Origin of the sequence: Pseudomonas sp. MNR3A, from assembly GCF_009650575.1 — a bacterium.
GTDB classification, from domain to species: domain Bacteria; phylum Pseudomonadota; class Gammaproteobacteria; order Pseudomonadales; family Pseudomonadaceae; genus Aquipseudomonas; species Aquipseudomonas machongensis.
In genome coordinates this window covers 22,645-41,806 of the sequence record NZ_VZZS01000002.1, presented here as the reverse complement: position 1 = coordinate 41,806, position 19,162 = coordinate 22,645, and the positions used below count along the sequence as shown (strand labels likewise).

The window sequence follows — 19,162 nt, the reverse complement described above, 5'->3', positions numbered from 1 at the left end:
GTACAGCTTGCAGCCTGTGGCTGACAGCTTGTCGCTTTATTGCGATTTCCTGACCCGCAGGTACCATTCCGACAGCAGGCGGACCTGTTTGTCGGTGTAGCCACGTTCCACCATCCGCGTGACGAAGTCGTTGTGTTTCTGTTGGTCTTCCTTGCTTGCCTTGGCGTTGAAACTGATGACTGGCAGCAGGTCTTCGGTGTTGGAGAACATTTTCTTCTCGATCACCACCCGCAGCTTCTCGTAGCTCAGCCAGCTTGGGTTCTTGCCGTTGTTGTTGGCGCGGGCACGCAGCACGAAGTTGACGATTTCGTTGCGGAAGTCCTTCGGATTGCTGATGCCGGCCGGTTTTTCGATTTTCTCCAGTTCTTCGTTGAGGGCGATCCGGTTGAGAATTTCGCCGGTTTCCGGGTCGCGGTATTCCTGGTCCTGAATCCAGAAGTCTGCGTACAGCACATAACGGTCGAAGATGTTCTGGCCGTATTCGCTGTAGGACTCCAGGTAGGCGGTCTGGATTTCCTTGCCGATGAACTCGATATAGCGCGGTGCCAGGTATTCCTTGAGGTAGCGCAGGTAGCGTTCGCGCACCTCGGCCGGGAATTGCTCCTGTTCGATCTGCTGCTCGAGCACATAAAGCAGGTGCACCGGGTTGGCCGCGACTTCGTGCGGGTCGAAGTTGAACACTTTGGAGAGGATCTTGAAGGCGAAGCGGGTCGACAGGCCGTTCATGCCTTCGTCGACGCCAGCGGCATCACGATACTCCTGGATCGACTTGGCCTTTGGATCGGTATCCTTGAGGTTTTCGCCGTCATATACCCGCATTTTCGAGTAGATGTTCGAGTTTTCCGGCTCTTTCAGCCGTGAGAGCACGGTGAACTGGGCGAGCATCTTGAGGGTGTCGGGCGCGCAGTGGGCCTTTGACAGCGAGCTGTTGACCAACAGCTTGTCGTAGATCTTGATTTCGTCGCTGACCCGCAAGCAGTAGGGCACCTTGACGATATAGATCCGGTCGATGAACGCCTCGTTGTTCTTGTTGTTGCGGAAGGTGTGCCACTCAGACTCGTTGGAGTGGGCCAGCAGGATGCCCGAATAGGGAATCGCCCCCAGGCCCTCGGTGCTGTTGTAGTTGCCTTCCTGGGTGGCGGTGAGCAAGGGGTGCAGGACCTTGATCGGCGCCTTGAACATCTCCACGAACTCCATCAGGCCCTGGTTGGCCCGGCACAGAGCGCCCGAGTAGCTGTAGGCGTCGGCGTCGTTCTGCGGGAATTCCTCGAGCTTGCGGATATCCACCTTGCCGACCAGTGCAGAAATGTCCTGGTTGTTCTCGTCGCCGGGTTCGGTCTTGGCGATAGCGATCTGGTTGAGGATCGATGGGTACAGCTTGACCACCCGGAACTTGCTGATATCGCCGCCATATTCCTGAAGACGCTTGGTCGCCCAGGGCGACATGATGGTGTTCAGGTAACGCCGCGAGATACCGTACTCCTCTTCGAGGATGGCGCCGTCCTCGGTGGCGTTGAACAGGCCCAGTGGCGACTCGAATACGGGCGAATCCTTGATGGCGTAGAACGGCACTTTCTCCATCAGCTGCTTGAGTTTCTCGGCCAGGGACGATTTGCCGCCCCCTACCGGGCCCAGTAGATAGAGGATTTGCTTCTTCTCTTCCAGACCTTGGGCGGCGTGGCGGAAGTATGAAACGATCTGGTCGATGCACTCTTCCATGCCGTGGAAGTCGGCAAAGGCCGGATACCGGCGGATCACCTTGTTGGAGAAGATCCGCGACAGTCTGGAGTTGCTCGAGGTGTCGATCAGTTCCGGCTCACCGATGGCCAGCAACAGCCGTTCAGCGGCCGATGCGTAGGCACTGCGATCCTCTTTGCACAGCTCGAGGTACTCCTGCAGCGAGAGTTCTTCCTGGCGCGTTGACTCGAAACGTTGTTGGAAGTGGCTAAAAATGCTCATGACGTCACCTCGCTCGATACGTGGAGACGACGCCGGATCAGTCAGCTGATGCTGGCATGCAAGCGGCTTTCACCGATTGCTGTTTACCCCCCAGAACACCTTGGAACGCTACCGATGACCCGCACGCCGGTGTACCGGCTCTCCCCTTTTTTGGATGGCCTGCGCTTAAGGATAGTTGGTAATACGCAAGGTCAAGGGCGAGGGGCCGAGAAGTTGCTTCCGACCGTTCGTCAGGTAAGGCGCAAGCCCGCAGGTGACGCGGGCTTGAGGGGAAATGAAAAAAATTATTCGGCGTCGCCCTGGGCGGTTTCGGCCGGATAGGTAGCGCGCCACAGCTCGAAGCCGCCGTCGACGCTGTAGACCTCGGAGAAGCCCTGGCCCACCAGGTAGGCGGCGGCACTCTGGCTGGAGTTACCGTGATAGCAGACCACCAGCGTCGGCGCGTCGAGGTCGGCGTTGCGGATGAAGTCGGCCACCGAATGGTTATCCAGATGGCGGGCGCCGGTGATATGGCCGGCAGCGAAGGCCTGGGGATCGCGAATGTCGACCACCACCGCACCTTGTGCACGCAAGGCCAGGGCCTGTTCCGGAGGGATGCGCTTGAATTCGCTCATGGGTACGTTTTCCTTCAGGTTCGGTCGTTGATTCTAGTGGGTTCCGGTGCCGTACGTACGGTGCCTTCGTCGGTGCAGTCGCAGCGGTGGTATTGACCGCTGTCCAGGTTGTACAGGGTCATGGCGCCGCCCCATACGCAACCGGTATCCAGGGCGATGACGCCCGGCTCTTCGACGTTGCCTTCGAGGGCGGCCCAATGGCCGAAAATGATCTTCACGTGGCGCGAGCGACGGTCCTTGTGGGCGTACCAGGGCTTGTAGCCCTTGGGGGCGCTGTCCAGGCCTTCCTTGCTCTTGAGGTCGAGCTTGCCGTCGGTGGTGCAGAAACGCATGCGGGTGAAATAGTTGGTGATGACACGCAGGCGCTCGACGCCGCTGAGGTTCTTGCTCCACTTGTTCGGTTCATTGCCATACATGCCGTCGAGGTAGAGCTTGAGGCGGTTGTCGTCGCGCAGCACCTCCTCCACCTCTGCTGCCAGCTCCAGGGCCTTGCCCAGTGTCCACTGGGGCGGGATGCCAGCGTGAGCCATGGCGATACCCCGGGCCTCGTCATAGTGCAGCAGCTTCTGGCGGCGCAGCCAGTCGAGCAACTGATCGGCGTCTGGTGCCTCGATGATCTCGCGCAGGGTGTCACTTTTCTTCAGGCGCTCGATGTTATGCCAGGCTGCGAGCAGGTGCAGGTCATGGTTGCCGAGCACGCAGACCAGCGACTCGCGCATCGCATACAGGTAGCGCAGGGTTTCGAGCGATTCCGGGCCACGGTTGACCAGGTCGCCCACCAGCCACAGGCGATCGACCTTGGGATCGAAGTTGACGCGTTCGAGCAAGCACTTGAGCGGTTGCAGGCAGCCTTGCAGGTCGCCGACGGCGTAGGTGGCCATCAGTGCAGAGCTCCAGGCACAGCCAGGCGGAACGGCGCGATCTCGGCGTCGAAGCGCGTACCGTCTTCGGCGAACATCTGATAGCTGCCTTGCATGGTACCGACGCGAGTGCTGATGACTGCGCCACTGCTGTAGGTATAGCTCTGCCCGGGGTCGATGGTCGGTTGTTGGCCAATGACGCCATCGCCGCGCACTTCTTCGACGGCGCCGTCACCGTTTGTGATCAGCCAGTGGCGCGCCCTCAGCTTGGCCTTGAGCGTGCCGTTGTTCGACACCGTGATGGTGTAGGCGAAGGCGAAACGGTTGTTCTCGGGGTCGGATTGCTCTTTGAGGAAGCGGGTCACGACGCTGACGTCGATCTGGTAGCGGGGGTCGGACATGCAAGGGCCTTGGGCGAACGGGAGCATTAACGCGATTGTCGCAGTCTAGGCCATTGAGAGGGGGAAGGGCCAGCGGTGGGCGCTGTCATCGGTGTGGGGTACTTCGCGGGTAAACCCGCCCCCATGAGAGGTGCGGGTTGCCCGCGAAGGGGCAGGAAGGGCCGAGTCAGCCTTGCTGCAGTGCCAGTTGATCAGCCAGGCGCACGAAGGCCGCCAGGTCCAGCTGTTCAGGGCGCAGGCTGCCATCGACGCCAGCCGCCTCGATGGCCTGGCTGTCGAGCAGCCCCTTGAGTGTGTTGCGCAGTGTCTTGCGGCGCTGGTTGAACGCTTCGCGCACCACGCGCTCAAGCAGTGCCGGGTCTTTGGCCGGGTGCGGCAGCACTTCGTGCGGCACCAGGCGGACGATGGCCGAATCCACTTTCGGTGGCGGATTGAACGCACCAGGGCCGACGTTGAACAGGTGTTCCACGCGGCAGTGGTATTGCACCATGATCGACAGGCGCCCCCAGTCCCCGCCGCCTGGGCCTGCGGCCATGCGCTCGACCACTTCTTTCTGCAGCATGAAATGCATGTCGCGGATCAGTCCGGCGTGAGCCAGCAGGTGGAAGATCAGTGGCGTGGAGATGTTGTAGGGCAGGTTGCCGACGACTTTCAGGCTGCGCGGCGGCACGCCCAGGGTGTTGAAATCGAACTTCAGCGCATCGCCTTGATGCAGGCGGAAATTGTCGCGGTCGGCGAACTTGTGCTGGAGGATGGGCACCAGGTCCTTGTCCAGCTCGACCACGTCGAGTTGTGCGCCGCTGCCCAGCAGGCCCTCGGTCAGGGCGCCTTGGCCCGGGCCGATTTCCAGCAGGTGCTCGCCGGCCTTGGCGTTGATCGCCCGCAGGATGCGGTCGATGATGCCGGCGTCGTGCAGGAAGTTCTGGCCGAAGCGCTTGCGCGCCCGGTGTTGGTAGTGCTCGTTCATGGTCGGTTCTCGGCCATCTGGTAGGCGGTTTCCAGGGCGACGCGCAGGCTGCCGGTGTCGACCTTGCCGCTACCGGCCAGGTCCAGGGCAGTGCCATGATCGACCGAGGTACGGATGATCGGCAGGCCCAGCGTCACGTTGACTGCGGCGCCGAAGCCCTTGTACTTGAGTACGGGCAGGCCTTGGTCGTGGTACATCGCCAGCACTGCGTCGCAGTGCTCCAGATATTTGGGGGTAAACAGGGTATCGGCCGGCAATGGACCGCGCAGGTCCATGCCCTCGGCGCGCAGGCGCTCGAGCGCGGGCTCGATGATGTCGATTTCTTCGCGGCCAAGGTGGCCGCCTTCGCCGGCATGCGGGTTGAGGCCGCAGACCAGGATGCGTGGTTGGGTGATGCCGAACTTGTCGCGCAGGTCGGCATGCAGGATGCGGGTGACGCGCTCCAGGCGTTCGGCGGTGATGGCGTCGGCGATATCGCGCAGCGGCAGGTGCGTGGTGACCAGCGCCACACGCAGCCCGTGGGTGGCGAGCATCATCACCACCTGGGCCGTCTGGGTGAGGTCGGCGAGGAACTCGGTATGCCCGGAGAAGGCGATACCGCTCTCGTTGATCACGCCCTTGTGCACCGGGGCGGTGATCATCCCCGCGAAGTCACCGTCCAGGCAGCCTTGGCCCGCGCGGGTCAGGGTCTGCAGGACGAAAGCCGCGTTGCGTGAGTCCAGTTGGCCGGCAGTCACAGGCGTTGCCAGCGGCGTGTCCCACACGTAGAGGCTGCCTGCGGGGGCCGGTTGGTCTGGCCAGGCATCCGGCGACACCGACAGCAGCGCAACCGCCAGCCCCAGCTGCGCGGCCCGCTCGGCGAGCAGGTCACGGCTGGTGATGGCGATCAGGGGGTGCGGCTGAGGTTCTGCGGCGAGCAGCAGGCACAGGTCCGGACCTATGCCGGCCGGCTCGCCGGGGGTGACGGCGAAGCGCAGGGGCTTCACTGGGTCGCCTGGTCGGCGCCAGGCAGCTTGATCTCAACGTAGGCTTCGTCGCGGATCTGGCGCAGCCAGGTCTGCAGCTCTTCGTCGTATTTACGGTTGCGCAGTACGTTCAGCGCCTGCTGCTCGCGGGCCTGTTCGGTGCTGTCGGTAGCGCGACGACCGAGTACTTCCAGCACATGCCAGCCGTACTGGGTGCGGAACGGCTTGGTTACGACGCCTTGCTCGGCGTTGGCCATCTGCTCGCGGAATTCCGGTACCAGGCTGTTCGGGTCGACCCAGTTCAGGTCGCCGCCGTTGAGTGCGGAACCTGGATCTTCCGAGAAGCTTTTCGCCAGTTGGGCGAAGTCTTCGCCATTCTTGATGCGATCGTACAGGCGTTCAGCCAGTTGCTCGGTCGCCGCATCGCTGCGGATCTCGCTGGGCTTGATCAGGATGTGACGCACGTGGACTTCGTCGCGCAGTACGCTTTCGCTGCCGCCGCGCTTCTCCTCGAGCTTGAGGATGATGAAGCCGTTGGGGATGCGAATCGGCTGGGTGATGTCACCGATGGCCATGCTGCTGAGCATCTTGGCGAAGTCAGGTGGCAGTTGGCCGGCCTTGCGCCAGCCCATTTCGCCGCCTTCCAGGGCGTTTTCGCTGGCCGAGCGGGCGATGGCCAGTTGACCGAAGTCGGCGCCCTGGCGCAGTTGCTGGTAGACCTCGCCAGCCTGGCGTGCCGCGGCCTGGATAGCGTCCGAATTGGCGCTCTCCGGGGTCGGGATCAGGATGTTGGCCAGGCGGTATTCTTCCGACATCTGCATCTTGCCCAGGTCGGAGTTGAGGAAGTTCTTCACTTCCTGCTCGGACACCTGGATGCGCTCGGCCACGCGACGCTGGCGAACGCGGCTGATGATCATCTCGCGCTTGACCTGATCACGGGCGTCCTCGAACGACAGACCATCGTGAGCGAGGGCAGCACGGAACTGATCCAGCGACATGCCGTTGCGCTGCGCGATGGTGCCGATGGCCTGGTTGAGTTCTTCGTCGGTGATACGAATGCCCGAGCGCTCGCCGATCTGCAGTTGCAGGTTCTCGACGATCAGGCGTTCCAGCACCTGCTGTTCCAGGGCGCCGGCAGGCGGCACACCACCGCCGCGCTTGGCGATGGTCTGCTGCACTTCGTGTACGCGCTGGTCCAGCTGGCTTTGCATGACCACGTCGTTATCGACGATGGCCACCACGCGGTCCAGGGGTTGCGGCGCGGCATGCACCGCACCGCTCAGCATTACGGCGCCCAGCATCAGCGGGCGCAGACGATCAATAAGCTTGCTCTTCACGGGTACGGTAACCTTGAATGCCTTGGTCCAGGAACGATTCGACCTTGTTGCCCACGACGCCGCCGAGGCCTTTGAGGACGATCTGCAGGAATACGCCGTGGTCGCCTTTCTCGTTTGCCGGCAGGGCCTGGCTGAAGTCGTCGGTGTCGAGCCAGTAACGATTGATCAGGCGCAGCTTCCAGCAGCAGCTGTCGTACTCGAAACCGCCCATCGCTTCGAGGGTGCGGTTGCGGTTGTAGTCGTGCTGCCAGCGGGCAATGACGCTCCATTGCGGCACGATCGGCCAGATGACCGAGAAGTCGTGCTGCTGGATCTTGTAGTAATCCTTGATGTAGTTCGGATCGCCCGGCGTGCCGTAGTCACCGCCGCCGACCTTCCAGGTGCCGGTAAGCGAGTCGTACGAAATGGTGTCGTTGCGGTAGCGATAACCGAGGTTGACCACCTTGTTCGGGTTGTCTTCAGGCTGGTAGTGGAACATCGCGCTGCCCGAACGGGTGCTGCGGCTGTCCGGATCCCAGTTGAAGTCCGAATCGAAGCGCCAGTCGCGGTTGAAGGCGTAGCGGTACACCAACGCATACGGCGAGACGTTGGAGCTGGCATCGTCGCGAGTGCGGTAGTTGATGCCTGGCAGTTGCACCTTGCGGTCTTCGAAGTAGTAGGCCTGGCCAATGCTGAAGCTTTGGCGCTCGAAGCCGTTTTCCTCGATCCAGCGAGTGGTCACGCCCAGCGAAAGCTTGTTCTCGTCGCCGATGCGGTCGACACCGCTGAAGCGGTTGTCGCGGAACAGCGAGTCGTAGCTGAACAGGGTTTCAGCTGTGTCGAACAGCGGGATGTCCTTCTGATCTTCGTTCGGGACGTAGAGGTAGAACAGCCGTGGTTCGAGCGTCTGACGGTAGTTCTTGCCGAACATCGAAGTGTTGCGGTCGAAGTACAGGCCACTGTCGACGCTGAAGATCGGGATGCTGCGGTTGATCGAGCTATGGTAGCTACCGAAGGCCGGGTCGGCTGAGTCCGTAGCAGCGTCGGCCTTGCCTCTGCCGTCGAGGTCGAGGTCGTAGCTGGTGTAGGCGTACTTGAGCTTGGGGGTGACATAGCCATAGGTCGCCTGCATCGGGAGGCTCATAGCCGGCGAAATATTGAGGCGATTACCGTTAGCCCGCGCGATCCCGCGAACGTTGTAGTCTAGACGCCGACCGTCGGGGCCTGCGGTCAGGTCCAGTTGACCGTCCTTGTTGAATACCCGGTCATTCTTCAGGTCACGCTCGAAGCGGACAGCTTCGGTCTCGTAATCGAAGTTCAGGCCGGCCGGGTGATAAGGCAGCATGCCGTTCAGGGTGATCTGCGGCAGACGGTCGTACGGCGTAATCTGCGAGATGGTCGCCAATTCGTAGGCATGCAGGTTCAACCGGGCGGTATAGCTGTCACCCCGGTAGCTGATCGCGCCTTGCTGGTTGATGAAGTCGCGCTTCTGCACGCCGATCTGGTCGGTCTCGAGGTCCTGGAAGTAGAACGGGTCGCTGATGTCGGTGTAGTCCACCTCGGTCATGATCCGGTCGTCCAGGCCGCCCTTGTGCTGCCAGTTGACCATCCAGCGTTCTTTCTTGTAGTCCGTCTGCAGCTTGCGGTCATCGTCCTCGTCGTTGAGGTACGCGCCGCCGAACTGACCTTCGCTCGACTTGGTCAGGTAGCGGAATTCGCCTTCCATCAACAAGCCGCGCTTGGCCATGTAGCGCGGATACAGGGTGGCGTCGTAGTTCGGCGCCAGGTTGAAGTAGTACGGCGTGACCAGCATGAAGCCGGTGTCGCTGCTGGTGCTGAATGACGGCGGCAGGAAGCCGGACTGGCGACGGTCGTCGATCGGGAAGTAGATGTACGGTGTGTAGAACACCGGAATATCCTTGACCCGAAGGGTGACGTTGGTGCCGGTACCGAAGCCGGTGGCCGGGTTCAGGGTGATGTTGTTGCCTTTGAGCTGCCATGCGTTGCTGCCCGGCTCACAGGTGGTATAGGTACCGTCCTTGAGGCGGATGATGGCGTTTTCGGCACGCTTGGCGTACAGGGCCGAGCCGCGGATGTGCGACTTGTGCATCACGTATTCGGCGTTGTCGACCTTGGCTTCGCCAGTATCGAGCTGGACTTCGGCCTGGTCGCCCACCACCAGCGTACCGTTGTCGCGAATCTTGACGTTGCCCTTGAGCTCGCCGCGGTTCTCGGTCTGGTAGAGGTTGGCTTCGTCGGCTTCGGCCTGCATGCTGCCCTGGCGCATGACCACGTCACCGGCCAGGGTAGCGATCTGCTGCTCCTGCTGGTACTTGGAGACCTTGGCGTTGAGGTAGGTCGGCGACTCGTCCTTGGGCGTGGAGTCGTTCATGCCCGGACGGGTCGGCTCGATGTACGCGCCGCCGCAATACGGGCCGGTCTCGGCCAGTTGCGCAGCGGTGAGCTTCTCGCGGGGTACCCAGTCCAGATGGCTGTAGTCTTCGCTGCGCGATTTCAGCGCGCGGCCCTTGCTCTCGGTGACCAGCACCGGCTTGGGCTCGGCACTGCCAGCCGCCTCGGCGGTCTGGGCCTCGGTGCCGCCACTGAGCGCGGCGCCATCGTGCACAGGGCGCGGCGGCAGAGTGCTGGCAGCGGTCTTGGGCTTGCAGTCCCAACCACCGGCGGCGGACACTTGGCAGTCGAACTGCTCGGCAGCCACCACGTACGATGTGGCCAGAGGTTGCAGGGCCAGCAGACCGCCAGTCACCAGCAATGGAAACTTTCTACGAAACGCGGGGGATTTCAATGCCATCTTATTAGTCCGGGCTTCCTGCGTGCCATCTGCCCGCGTGTGGGGCCGCACGCCTCTCGATGGTCTGAAAAAGATGCTGGATAATAAAGCATGACCCGCTTGACGGCTAGGGGCCGTCGGAGACCCTTGTAATGCCTGATCATGATGTACGCCTGCAACAGCTGACTGTGTGGCTCGAACAACAGCTTCAGAATCTTTTCCGCGAAAACGCCTGGGGCGACGTGCCTGCGGGCAACCTGACCGCCGCCAGCAGCGACGCGAGCTTTCGCCGCTACTTCCGCTGGGAGGGCGGCGGACACAGTTTCGTGATCATGGATGCGCCACCGCCGCAGGAAAATTGCGCACCTTTCGTCGCCATCGACCACTTGCTGGCCAGCGCGGGTATCAACGTGCCGGTGATCCATGCCCAGGACCTGGAGCGCGGCTTCCTGCTGTTGAGCGACCTGGGGCGCAAGACATATCTGGAAATCATCGGCGACGACAATGCCGATGCGCTGTTTGCCGATGCCATCGACGCGCTGCTGGCCCAGCAACAACTGCCGATGCAAGCGCCGCTGCCGAGCTACGACACCGCCTTGCTGCGCCGTGAGCTTGAGCTGTTTCCCGAGTGGTATGTCGGGCGTGAACTGAAACTGAGCTTCACCGACGCGCAGCAAGCCAGCTGGCAGCGCATCAGCCAGCAACTGATCGACAGCGCCCTGGCCCAGCCCAAGGTCCTGGTGCACCGCGACTACATGCCGCGCAACCTCATGCACAGCGCCCCCAACCCGGGCGTGCTGGACTTCCAGGACGCCGTCTATGGCCCGGTGACCTACGACATCACTTGCCTGTTCAAGGATGCCTTCCTCAGTTGGCCGCAAGCACGTGTCGATGGCTGGTTGCGTAGCTACTGGGACAAGGCGCAGGCCGCAGGGATTCCGGTACAGCCTGAGTTCGAGGAGTTCCAGCGTGCCAGCGACCTGATGGGCGTACAGCGCCATCTCAAGGTGATCGGCATCTTCGCCCGCATCTGTCACCGCGATGGCAAACCGCGCTACCTCACCGACGTGCCGCGTTTCTTTGCCTATATAGATGAAGTGATCGCCCGTCGCCCTGAGCTGGCCGAGCTCGGTCAACTGATCGGCGAACTCAAGACCGGGGCACACCCATGAAAGCGATGATCCTGGCGGCAGGCAAGGGCGAGCGCATGCGCCCGCTGACCTTGCACACCCCCAAGCCCCTGGTGCCTGCGGCGGGCAAGCCGCTGATCGAGTACCACCTCGAAGCCTTGGCCAGGGCGGGGGTGAGCGATGTGGTGATCAACCATGCCTGGCTCGGGCAGCAGATCGAGGATCACCTGGGCGATGGCAGCCGCTTCGGTCTGAGCATCAGCTATTCGCCCGAGGGCGAACCGCTGGAGACCGGCGGCGGTATCTTCAAGGCGCTGCCGCTGCTGGGGGATGCACCGTTCCTGCTGGTCAACGGTGACGTCTGGACCGATTACGACTTCAAGCGCCTGTGCCAACCGCTTCAGGGCCTTGCGCACCTGGTGCTGGTGGACAATCCAGGGCATCACGGGCGTGGCGACTTCCGTCTCGACGGCACGCACGTCGTCGATGGCGACGACGCTCCCGGCACCCTGACGTTCAGTGGCCTGTCGGTGCTCGACCCGAAGCTGTTCGAAGGCTGCCAGCCCGGCGCCTTCAAGCTCGCGCCGCTGCTGCGCCAGGCAATGGCGGCCGGGCAGGTGACAGGTGAGCATTATCCTGGGCAGTGGATTGACGTCGGCACTCTCGAGCGCCTGGCCGAGGTCGAGCGCCTGATCGGCGAGCGTGCCTGACATGTGGTGGCCGAGCACAGTGATTGGTGCCGGAGCCGGTTTTGCCGTGGCCAGCATTCCTGGCGCCTTGCTGGGCGCCTTGCTGGGACAGGCCATGGACCGGCGTCTGCGCTTGCAGGGATGGGATGATGTGCGCGAGCGCCTGGGTGGGCGTCCGGCCTTGCGCGACGAAGAGTTGCTGTTCGTGCTGTTGGGGCGTCTGGCCAAGAGTGATGGGCGAGTCGCAGAGGGGCATATCTATCAGGCACGTCAGGAAATGACCCGCCTGGACCTTGCAGAGCCCGCCCGCTTGCGGGCGATCGCTGCGTTCAACCGCGGCAAGTCGGGCAAGGACCGCCTGGGGCAGTACCTGCGCCGTATCGGCCAGCAGCCCCACGGCGCCGAAGGTACGCTGCGGGCGTGCTGGCGCATGGTCTGGGCCGATGGCAAGGCGGGGCGGCACGAGCGTGAGCTGTTGCTGGACTGGGGCCAGCAATTGGGCATGAGCCGTAACCAGGTGCAGGCCTTGTCCCAGGAGTACGAACCGAGCCGTTCTGCGGTCGAGGGCGGGGCGATGACCTATGCCGCGGCACTGCGACTGCTGGGCGTCGAGGTCGATACCGACGGTGATCGGATCAAGCAGGCCTATCGCCGACTGGTCAGCCGGCATCACCCGGACAAGCTGGTCGGTAATGGTGCGAGCGAGGCCCGGGTGCGTGAAGCGACCGAGCGCACGCGTGAGTTGCATCAGGCTTATGCCCTGATTCGCAAGCGGCGGGGGATTTGAGGGGCAGGGTGCGGTGGTGAATTCGTCGCGGGCAAGTCGCAGCGGCGAACCGCTGCTCCCACAGGGGGCAACACACCCAGCCCCTTACTGCGCTTCCTGCGGCATCAACCATCCCCGCACCCGACGGAACAGCTGCTCTTGCTCCGCTGCCCTGGCACCCGGCATGGCAATCAGCGACAGCTGCCGATACTGGCTGTCCTTCTCGCGCTTGCTGGCTTGCAGGCGCAGCTTGGCGGCGTTCTGATCGCGGGTGCGGGTCATGACGTAGATGTCGGCGGTGGGCACTTTGAGCGTCGGCACCAGGCTTTCCAGGTCGTGCTCGACCCGTGCCGGTGTCTGCGCCGAGATCAGTGCCAGCTTCTGCACCTGTGGTGGCTGTTTCTCGCTCACATAGCGCGCCGCCCAGTACGCACCGCTGCCATGGCCGATCAAGACGATGCTGTGGGCATTCTGCTGCTGGGCGAAAGCCACGGCAGCGTCGAGGCGGGCGAAGATGCGGGTGGCGTCGGCCGAGTCGTTCTGCTCGTCGGCCTGCACGGCGTCGGTGCCCTGCGCGGTATCGGCATCGGCCGCCGTGGCCTGGGCGACATTGGCGTTGGCGTCGTCCGGCGTATCCTTGGCCGGGGCACTGGTGCCCTTGCCTTCTACCTTGTCGGGCTGGGCGGCGGGTGTGTCGGTGGCGCGTGCCTGCGGGCTGTCGGCCAGCAGATCCGGCAGGCTGAGGCTCAGGCTGTGCCAGCCGACATCGGGAAACTTTTTGCGCAGCGGGCCGACGGCATTGGGCCAGTCGGCGGTTTCGCCGGCACCGGGCACGATGATCACGGCGCCTTTCGGGGCGCTGTCGTTGGCCGGTTTCCACAGCGCCAGAAAGTTTTCGCCGTCGGCCTGCAGGGTCTTCTGCTCGGCCTTGGGCACCAGGCGTTCCAGAGCCTGGGCGTCTTCCTGGCTGCGTTCGGCCAGGGGCGCGCGCACGGCAGTGGTTTCAGCCGGCGCGGCAGGTTTGTCGGGGTCGGCGGCATGGGCCGCGAGCGGTAGGACCGAGGCCAGGCAGAACATGGCCAGCGTCGTGCGATAAAGTATGAACATGGATCAACCCAAGGCCAGAATGATACCGGCAGCCTAATAGTATTTGCCCGCGACGGCCACGCAGATGGCCGTCATTGCCAAGACGAGCGTATCGATGAAGCGAATGCGTTGCCTGTTGGTTATCGGCTGGTTGTGCCTGCCCTTGATCGCCCTTGCCAAAGCCCCGGCACCCCCGTCGGTGGTGCTCGAGCCTGCGCAGCAGCAATGGCTCGACAGCCATCGCAGCCTGCGCGTGGGCCTGGTGCTGCAAGCACCCTATGCTCAGTTCGACCGGCGCCTGCAGCAGTTGTACGGAGCCAACGTCGAGCTGGTGAGCTGGCTGGGGCGGGCTCTGAATCTGGACCTGACCTGGCGAAACTTCCCAGACCAGGCTGCCTTGGAGCATGCGTTGCAGGCTGGCGAGATCGATTTTGCCCCAGGCCTCGCTCAAACCCCGGCAAGCCTGCGCCTGTGGCTGTTCAGCGACCCTTACATGCGTGTGCCGCAGTTGTTGGTTGGCCTACGCAGTGGTGCGCTGGCGGTCGACTTGGAGCAGCTTGGCGCCAGCGACCGGGTGGCCGTGCGCATGCCTGGCAGCCTGGCCGATTACCTGCGTGGCAACTTCGCCAATCTCAACCTGCAGGGCGTGCCCAATGAGCGCGAGGCGCTGCAGTTGGTGCTGGGTGCGCAAGCCAGCTACGCCGTGCTCGACGAGGCGCAGCTCAGTCGCCTCTCGCGCGAGAGCGAATTCGGCGACCTGGTGGTCGTGGGCGATATTGGCCTGCCGCAGTTGCTGCGTATCGGCTCGCGCCGCGATTGGCCGCTGCTGGCCGACGTGCTGGAGCGCGGTCTGCAGGCGATGCCTGCCAAGGAACTGGAGCAGTTGCACCAGCGTTGGTTGCAACCGAAGTACCCGCGCCTGAGCGACTCGGCGGGGTTCTGGCAGAACCTTGCGTTGTTGTTCGGCTTGTTGCTGCTCTGCGCGCTGGCCACCCTGGCGATGCAGCGTCGCCAGCAGCGCCGACTCGAGCGGAGCCTGCTGAGCGTGCGCGAGAGCCTGCTCGAACGCCAGGCCCGTGAAGAGGCACTGCGGCTGAGCCAGTTTTCCATCGACCAGAGCACCGTCGGCATCCTCTGGGTGCATTGGGACAGCCACGTGCGCTACGCCAATCATGCTGCCGAGCGCATGCTCGGCCATGGTGAGGGCGAACTGCTCGAGCGACCGCTGATCGATATCGAGCCGAGCCTGCACATGGACCGCTGGCTGGAGTTGTGGAAGCGTGCGCGCACGGGCGACAGTGGGGCACAAGCGTTCGAGACCCTGTGCCGTCGTGCCGATGGCAGCTTGCTGCCGGTGGAGCTGTCACTGAGCTTTCTGCGTTTTCGTGATGCCGAATACCTGGTGGTGTTCATCACCGATGTCACCGAGCGCCGCCGCGCCCTGGCGGCCCTGCGCGAGAGCGAGGCGCGGCTCAAGGGTATCGCGGGCAACGTGCCGGGCCTGGTCTTTCGCCTGGAGCGTGATCCTGCCGAGGGCGAGCCGGAGTTTCCCTATGTCAGTGAGGGCAGCGAGGCGCTGGTCGGCTATGCCCCCGCCCAGATCCAGCAGGCGGACATGGGGCTGCGCAATCTGGTCCACCCCGATGACCGCGCCGACTATCACCGGGTCCAGGACCTGGCGCTGGCCAATGACCGCGACTGGTCCTGGCAGGGCCGCATTCTCACCCGCGAAGGTCTGCAGCGCTGGGCCGACATCAAGGCCAGCGCCCGGCGTCAGGCCGATGGCCGGGTGGTGTGGGACGGCATTGTCTGGGATATCACCCAGAGCAAACGGGTCGAGCTGGAACTGGCGCGCTCCCAGGAGCAACTGCGTGAGTTGTCGGCGCACCTGGAGAGTGTGCGTGAGGAGGAGAAGGCGCGGATCGCCCGTGAAGTGCACGATGAGCTCGGGCAGATGCTCACTGTGCTCAAGTTGGAAGTTTCGATGTGCGAGCTGGCTTTCGCCGAGCTCGACCCGGGGCTCAACGAGCGGCTTACCAGCATGAAGCGCCTGATCGCCCAGTTGTTCCAGCTGGTGCGCGATGTGGCCACGGCGTTGCGTCCGCCGATCCTCGATGCCGGGATCGCCTCGGCCATCGAATGGCAGGCCCGGCGCTTCGAGGCGCGCACGCAGATTCCCTGCCTGGTGCAGGTGCCGGATAATCTGCCAGCATTGAGCGATGCCAAGGCCACTGGACTGTTCCGCATCCTGCAGGAGGCGCTGACCAATGTCATGCGCCATGCCAGGGCGCACACGGTGCAAATCGAGCTCAAGCATGAAAATGACTGGCTACGCATGACGGTGATCGACGACGGTGCCGGCTTCAGCCCCGCTCAGTCACGGCCCACCTCGTTCGGCCTGGTCGGCGTGCGTGAGCGGGTGCTGATGCTGGGCGGCAGCGTGATCCTGGAAAGCGAGCCGGGCGAGGGCACCAGCCTGAGCGTGGCCATCCCTCTTTATTAGGAGAAACACCTTGATTCGAGTGTTGGTGGCTGAAGACCACACCATCGTCCGCGAGGGCATCAAGCAATTGATCGGCCTGGCCAAGGACATGCTGGTAGCGGGCGAGGCCGGCAATGGCGAGCAGTTGCTCGAAACGCTGCGCCATACCCCCTGCGAGGTGGTGCTGCTGGATATCTCGATGCCGGGCGTCAACGGCCTGGAGGCGATTCCGCGGATCCGCGCGCTGAACAGTCCGCCAGCCATCCTGGTGCTGTCGATGCACGATGAAGCACAGATGGCAGCACGCGCGCTCAAGGCGGGGGCGGCTGGCTATGCGACCAAGGATAGCGACCCGGCGCTGCTGCTGACCGCGATCCGCCGCGTCGCCGGTGGTGGTCGCTACATCGACCCGGTGCTGGCCGACCGCATGGTCTTCGAGGTGGGCCTGACCGAGACCCGGCCGCTGCACACACTGCTGTCGGAGCGGGAGTTCTCGGTGTTCGAACGCCTGGCCCAGGGGGCCAACGTCAACGACATCGCCCAGCAGTTGGCGCTGTCGAGCAAGACCATCAGTACCCACAAGGCGCGGTTGATGCAGAAGCTCAAGGTCAATTCGCTGGCCGAACTGGTGAAGTACGCCATGGAGCACAAGCTGGTCTGATTGCGACATGCATCTGTGGGAGCGGGCTTGCCCGCGAAAGGTCCCTGCCTGTCGATCTCTGTGTCTGTGTCGACCTCTTCGCGGGCAAGCCCGCTCCCACAGGGTTGGAGGTGTCGGGATGAGGAGTATTCCAATCGCGTCATCCTTGTAGGGCAATCCCTACAACAACTCTTCCATCTGGATGATGGCATTCTCTCAGCACCCCCGATTTCCGGGGCTTTGCCGTTCTTCTAGTCTTTTGCCTACGCAGTCATTCCAACAAGAAGGTGCAGGGCATGAGCGAGGCGAATTCGAACGAGACGCTGGTCAGCTTCCGTGGTGTGCAGAAGAGCTACGACGGCGAATCGCTGATCGTCAAGGACCTCAACCTCGACATCCGCAAGGGCGAGTTCCTCACCCTGCTTGGCCCTTCCGGTTCGGGCAAGACCACCAGCCTGATGATGCTGGCCGGTTTCGAGACCCCCACCGCCGGTGAGATCCAGCTGGCCGGGCGCTCGATCAACAACGTGCCACCGCACAAGCGCGACATCGGCATGGTGTTCCAGAACTATGCGCTGTTCCCGCACATGACCGTGGCCGAGAACCTGGCTTTCCCCCTGAGTGTGCGCAACCTGAGCAAGACCGACATCAGCGAGCGGGTCAAGCGTGTGCTCAACATGGTCCAGCTCGACAGCTTCGCCAAGCGCTACCCCGGTCAGCTTTCCGGCGGTCAGCAGCAGCGTGTGGCGCTGGCGCGAGCGCTGGTGTTCGAGCCGCAACTGGTGTTGATGGACGAGCCGCTCGGGGCGCTCGACAAGCAGTTGCGCGAACACATGCAGATGGAGATCAAGCATATCCACCAGCGCCTGGGCGTGACCGTGGTCTATGTCACCCACGACCAGGGCGAGGCGCTGACCATGTCCGACCGCGTGGCGGTGTTCCACCAGGGCGAGATCCAGCAGATCGCCGACCCGCGCACCCTCTACGAAGAGCCCGCCAACACTTTCGTCGCCAACTTCATCGGCGAGAACAACCGCATCAACGGCACTCTGCTGGCGCGCAACGGCGAGCGCTGCCAGGTGCAACTGGCACGTGGCGAGAAGGTCGAGGCGCTGGCAGTGAACGTCGGCCAGGCCGGCGAGCCGGTGACCCTGTCGATCCGCCCGGAGCGCGTGCGGCTCAACGGCCACAGCGAGCACTGCGTCAACCGTTTCTCCGGCCGCGTGGCCGAGTTCATCTACCTGGGCGACCACGTGCGGGTGCGCCTGGAAGTCTGCGGCAAGGCCGACTTCTTCGTGAAGCAGCCAATCGCCGAGCTCGACCCGGCCCTGGCCGTGGGCGATGTGGTACCGCTTGGCTGGCAGGTGGAGCACGCCCGTGCGCTCGACCCGATTGCCGAAGCCCACTGATCGATTGCTTCACCAACCCTGTACTGTGGAGAGAATAATAATGCGCAAGCAGTTGAAACTGACCGCCCTGGCCCTGGGGCTGTTTACCGCGGGGCAGGCCCTGGCCGCGGACCTCACCGTGGTGTCGTTCGGCGGTGCCAACAAGGCGGCCCAGGTCAAGGCGTTCTACGAGCCGTGGGAAAAGGCCGGCAAGGGCAAGATCGTCGCCGGGGAGTACAACGGCGAGATGGCCAAGGTCAAAGCCATGGTCGATACCAAGAGCGTGTCGTGGGACCTGGTCGAGGTGGAGTCGCCAGAGCTGGAGCGCGGTTGCCAGGAAGGCCTGTTCGAGGAACTCGACCCCGCGCCGTTCGGCAACGCGGCCGACTACGTACCCGGTGCGATCCAGGGCTGCGGCGTAGGCTTCTTCGTGTGGTCCACGGTGCTGGCCTACAACGCTGACAAGCTCCAGACCGCGCCCACCAGTTGGGCCGATTTCTGGGACACCAAGAAATTCCCCGGCAAGCGTGGCCTGCGCAAGGGTGCCAAGTACACCTTGGAATTCGCCCTGATGGCCGACGGCGTAGCGCCCAAAGATGTGTACTCGGTGCTGCAGACCAAAGCCGGTGTAGACCGAGCCTTCAAGAAGCTCGACGAGCTCAAGCCGAACATCCAGTGGTGGGAAGCCGGCGCCCAGCCGCCGCAGTACCTGGCCTCGGGTGACGTGGTCATGAGCTCGGCCTACAACGGCCGGATCGCTGCGGTACAGAAGGACAGCAACCTGAAAGTGGTGTGGAACGGCGGGATCTACGACTTCGACGCCTGGGCCATTCCGAAGGGTGCGAAGAACGTGGAAGAGGCGAAGAAGTTCATCGCCTATACCGTGCAACCGGCACAGCAGAAGATCTACTCCGAGAACATCGCCTACGGCCCTGCCAACTCCAAGGCCATCGAACTGCTGTCGGACGATGTGAAGAAGGACATGCCGACCACGCCCGAGAACATCGCCAACCAGGTGCAGATCGACGTGGCCTTCTGGGCCGACAACAGCGAGCAGTTGGAGCAGCGCTTCAACGCCTGGGCTGCGAAGAAGTAACGCGCCTCAAAG

General features: G+C 63.3%; 16 protein-coding genes. 7 read left to right on the top strand and 9 right to left on the bottom strand.

What is annotated here, in order from left to right; all coding sequences use genetic code 11:
• Window positions 1–36 precede the first annotated feature (36 nt).
• The 8 genes from F6X62_RS00465 to F6X62_RS00430 all read right to left on the bottom strand — a co-directional run bounded on the left by F6X62_RS00465 (window position 37) and on the right by F6X62_RS00430 (window position 9,894).
• Complete coding sequence (locus F6X62_RS00465; RefSeq protein ID WP_054892217.1) at window positions 37–1,959, bottom strand: PrkA family serine protein kinase; 1,923 nt, start codon at window positions 1,957–1,959, stop codon at window positions 37–39.
• A gap of 284 nt (window positions 1,960–2,243) precedes the next feature.
• Window positions 2,244–2,573 carry a thiosulfate sulfurtransferase GlpE gene (gene glpE, locus F6X62_RS00460; RefSeq protein ID WP_063542416.1) on the bottom strand — a complete coding sequence of 110 codons (330 nt, stop codon included), beginning with the start codon at window positions 2,571–2,573 and terminating at the stop codon, window positions 2,244–2,246.
• Window positions 2,574–2,587: 14 nt separating this feature from the next.
• Window positions 2,588–3,454: a symmetrical bis(5'-nucleosyl)-tetraphosphatase gene (locus F6X62_RS00455; RefSeq protein WP_153772389.1), complete on the bottom strand. Its 867-nt coding sequence runs from the start codon at window positions 3,452–3,454 to the stop codon at window positions 2,588–2,590.
• Window positions 3,454–3,834 carry a Co2+/Mg2+ efflux protein ApaG gene (gene apaG, locus F6X62_RS00450; RefSeq protein WP_054892220.1) on the bottom strand — a complete coding sequence of 127 codons (381 nt, stop codon included), beginning with the start codon at window positions 3,832–3,834 and terminating at the stop codon, window positions 3,454–3,456. The genes F6X62_RS00455 and apaG overlap by 1 nt, the downstream gene beginning before the upstream one ends.
• Before the next feature lie 166 nt (window positions 3,835–4,000).
• Window positions 4,001–4,801, bottom strand: coding sequence for a 16S rRNA (adenine(1518)-N(6)/adenine(1519)-N(6))-dimethyltransferase RsmA (gene rsmA, locus F6X62_RS00445; RefSeq protein ID WP_063542418.1), 801 nt, complete (start codon window positions 4,799–4,801; stop codon window positions 4,001–4,003).
• Window positions 4,798–5,787: a 4-hydroxythreonine-4-phosphate dehydrogenase PdxA gene (pdxA, locus tag F6X62_RS00440; protein ID WP_153772388.1), complete on the bottom strand. Its 990-nt coding sequence runs from the start codon at window positions 5,785–5,787 to the stop codon at window positions 4,798–4,800. The genes rsmA and pdxA overlap by 4 nt, the downstream gene beginning before the upstream one ends.
• Window positions 5,784–7,103: a peptidylprolyl isomerase SurA gene (gene surA / locus F6X62_RS00435; RefSeq protein WP_153772387.1), complete on the bottom strand. Its 1,320-nt coding sequence runs from the start codon at window positions 7,101–7,103 to the stop codon at window positions 5,784–5,786. The genes pdxA and surA overlap by 4 nt, the downstream gene beginning before the upstream one ends.
• A complete protein-coding gene (locus F6X62_RS00430) occupies window positions 7,084–9,894 on the bottom strand; it encodes an LPS-assembly protein LptD (RefSeq protein WP_125930923.1) in 2,811 nt (936 codons plus the stop codon). The genes surA and F6X62_RS00430 overlap by 20 nt, the downstream gene beginning before the upstream one ends.
• Before the next feature lie 131 nt (window positions 9,895–10,025).
• Here F6X62_RS00430 and F6X62_RS00425 point away from each other — a divergent pair, with 131 nt between their 5' ends.
• Genes F6X62_RS00425 through F6X62_RS00415 form a run of 3 tightly spaced genes read left to right on the top strand, consistent with a single transcriptional unit; the run spans window position 10,026 to window position 12,479 of the window.
• Window positions 10,026–11,045: an aminoglycoside phosphotransferase family protein gene (locus tag F6X62_RS00425; protein ID WP_153772386.1), complete on the top strand. Its 1,020-nt coding sequence runs from the start codon at window positions 10,026–10,028 to the stop codon at window positions 11,043–11,045.
• A complete protein-coding gene (murU, locus tag F6X62_RS00420; RefSeq protein ID WP_125930921.1) occupies window positions 11,042–11,713 on the top strand; it encodes an N-acetylmuramate alpha-1-phosphate uridylyltransferase MurU in 672 nt (223 codons plus the stop codon). The genes F6X62_RS00425 and murU overlap by 4 nt, the downstream gene beginning before the upstream one ends.
• A gap of 1 nt (window position 11,714) precedes the next feature.
• Complete coding sequence (locus F6X62_RS00415) at window positions 11,715–12,479, top strand: TerB family tellurite resistance protein (protein WP_153772511.1); 765 nt, start codon at window positions 11,715–11,717, stop codon at window positions 12,477–12,479.
• Between the two features lie 84 nt (window positions 12,480–12,563).
• On the opposite strand, the gene F6X62_RS00410 is transcribed toward F6X62_RS00415, so the two are convergent.
• Window positions 12,564–13,565, bottom strand: a complete 1,002-nt coding sequence (locus F6X62_RS00410) for an alpha/beta hydrolase family protein (protein ID WP_153772385.1) — start codon at window positions 13,563–13,565, stop codon at window positions 12,564–12,566.
• Window positions 13,566–13,659: 94 nt separating this feature from the next.
• Between F6X62_RS00410 and F6X62_RS00405 the strand changes: the two genes are divergently transcribed.
• The 4 genes from F6X62_RS00405 (at window position 13,660) to F6X62_RS00390 (ending at window position 19,150) form a co-directional block, all read left to right on the top strand.
• Window positions 13,660–16,047 carry a PAS domain S-box protein gene (locus tag F6X62_RS00405; protein WP_153772384.1) on the top strand — a complete coding sequence of 796 codons (2,388 nt, stop codon included), beginning with the start codon at window positions 13,660–13,662 and terminating at the stop codon, window positions 16,045–16,047.
• A gap of 10 nt (window positions 16,048–16,057) precedes the next feature.
• Entirely contained in the window at window positions 16,058–16,687 is a 630-nt protein-coding gene (locus tag F6X62_RS00400) for a response regulator transcription factor (RefSeq protein ID WP_054892229.1), read from the top strand.
• Between the two features lie 275 nt (window positions 16,688–16,962).
• Window positions 16,963–18,075 (top strand): ABC transporter ATP-binding protein, encoded by a 1,113-nt coding sequence (locus F6X62_RS00395; RefSeq protein WP_065864570.1) that lies wholly within the window; start codon window positions 16,963–16,965, stop codon window positions 18,073–18,075.
• Window positions 18,076–18,115: 40 nt separating this feature from the next.
• Entirely contained in the window at window positions 18,116–19,150 is a 1,035-nt protein-coding gene (locus F6X62_RS00390; protein ID WP_054892231.1) for an ABC transporter substrate-binding protein, read from the top strand.
• Window positions 19,151–19,162: the final 12 nt, after the last annotated feature.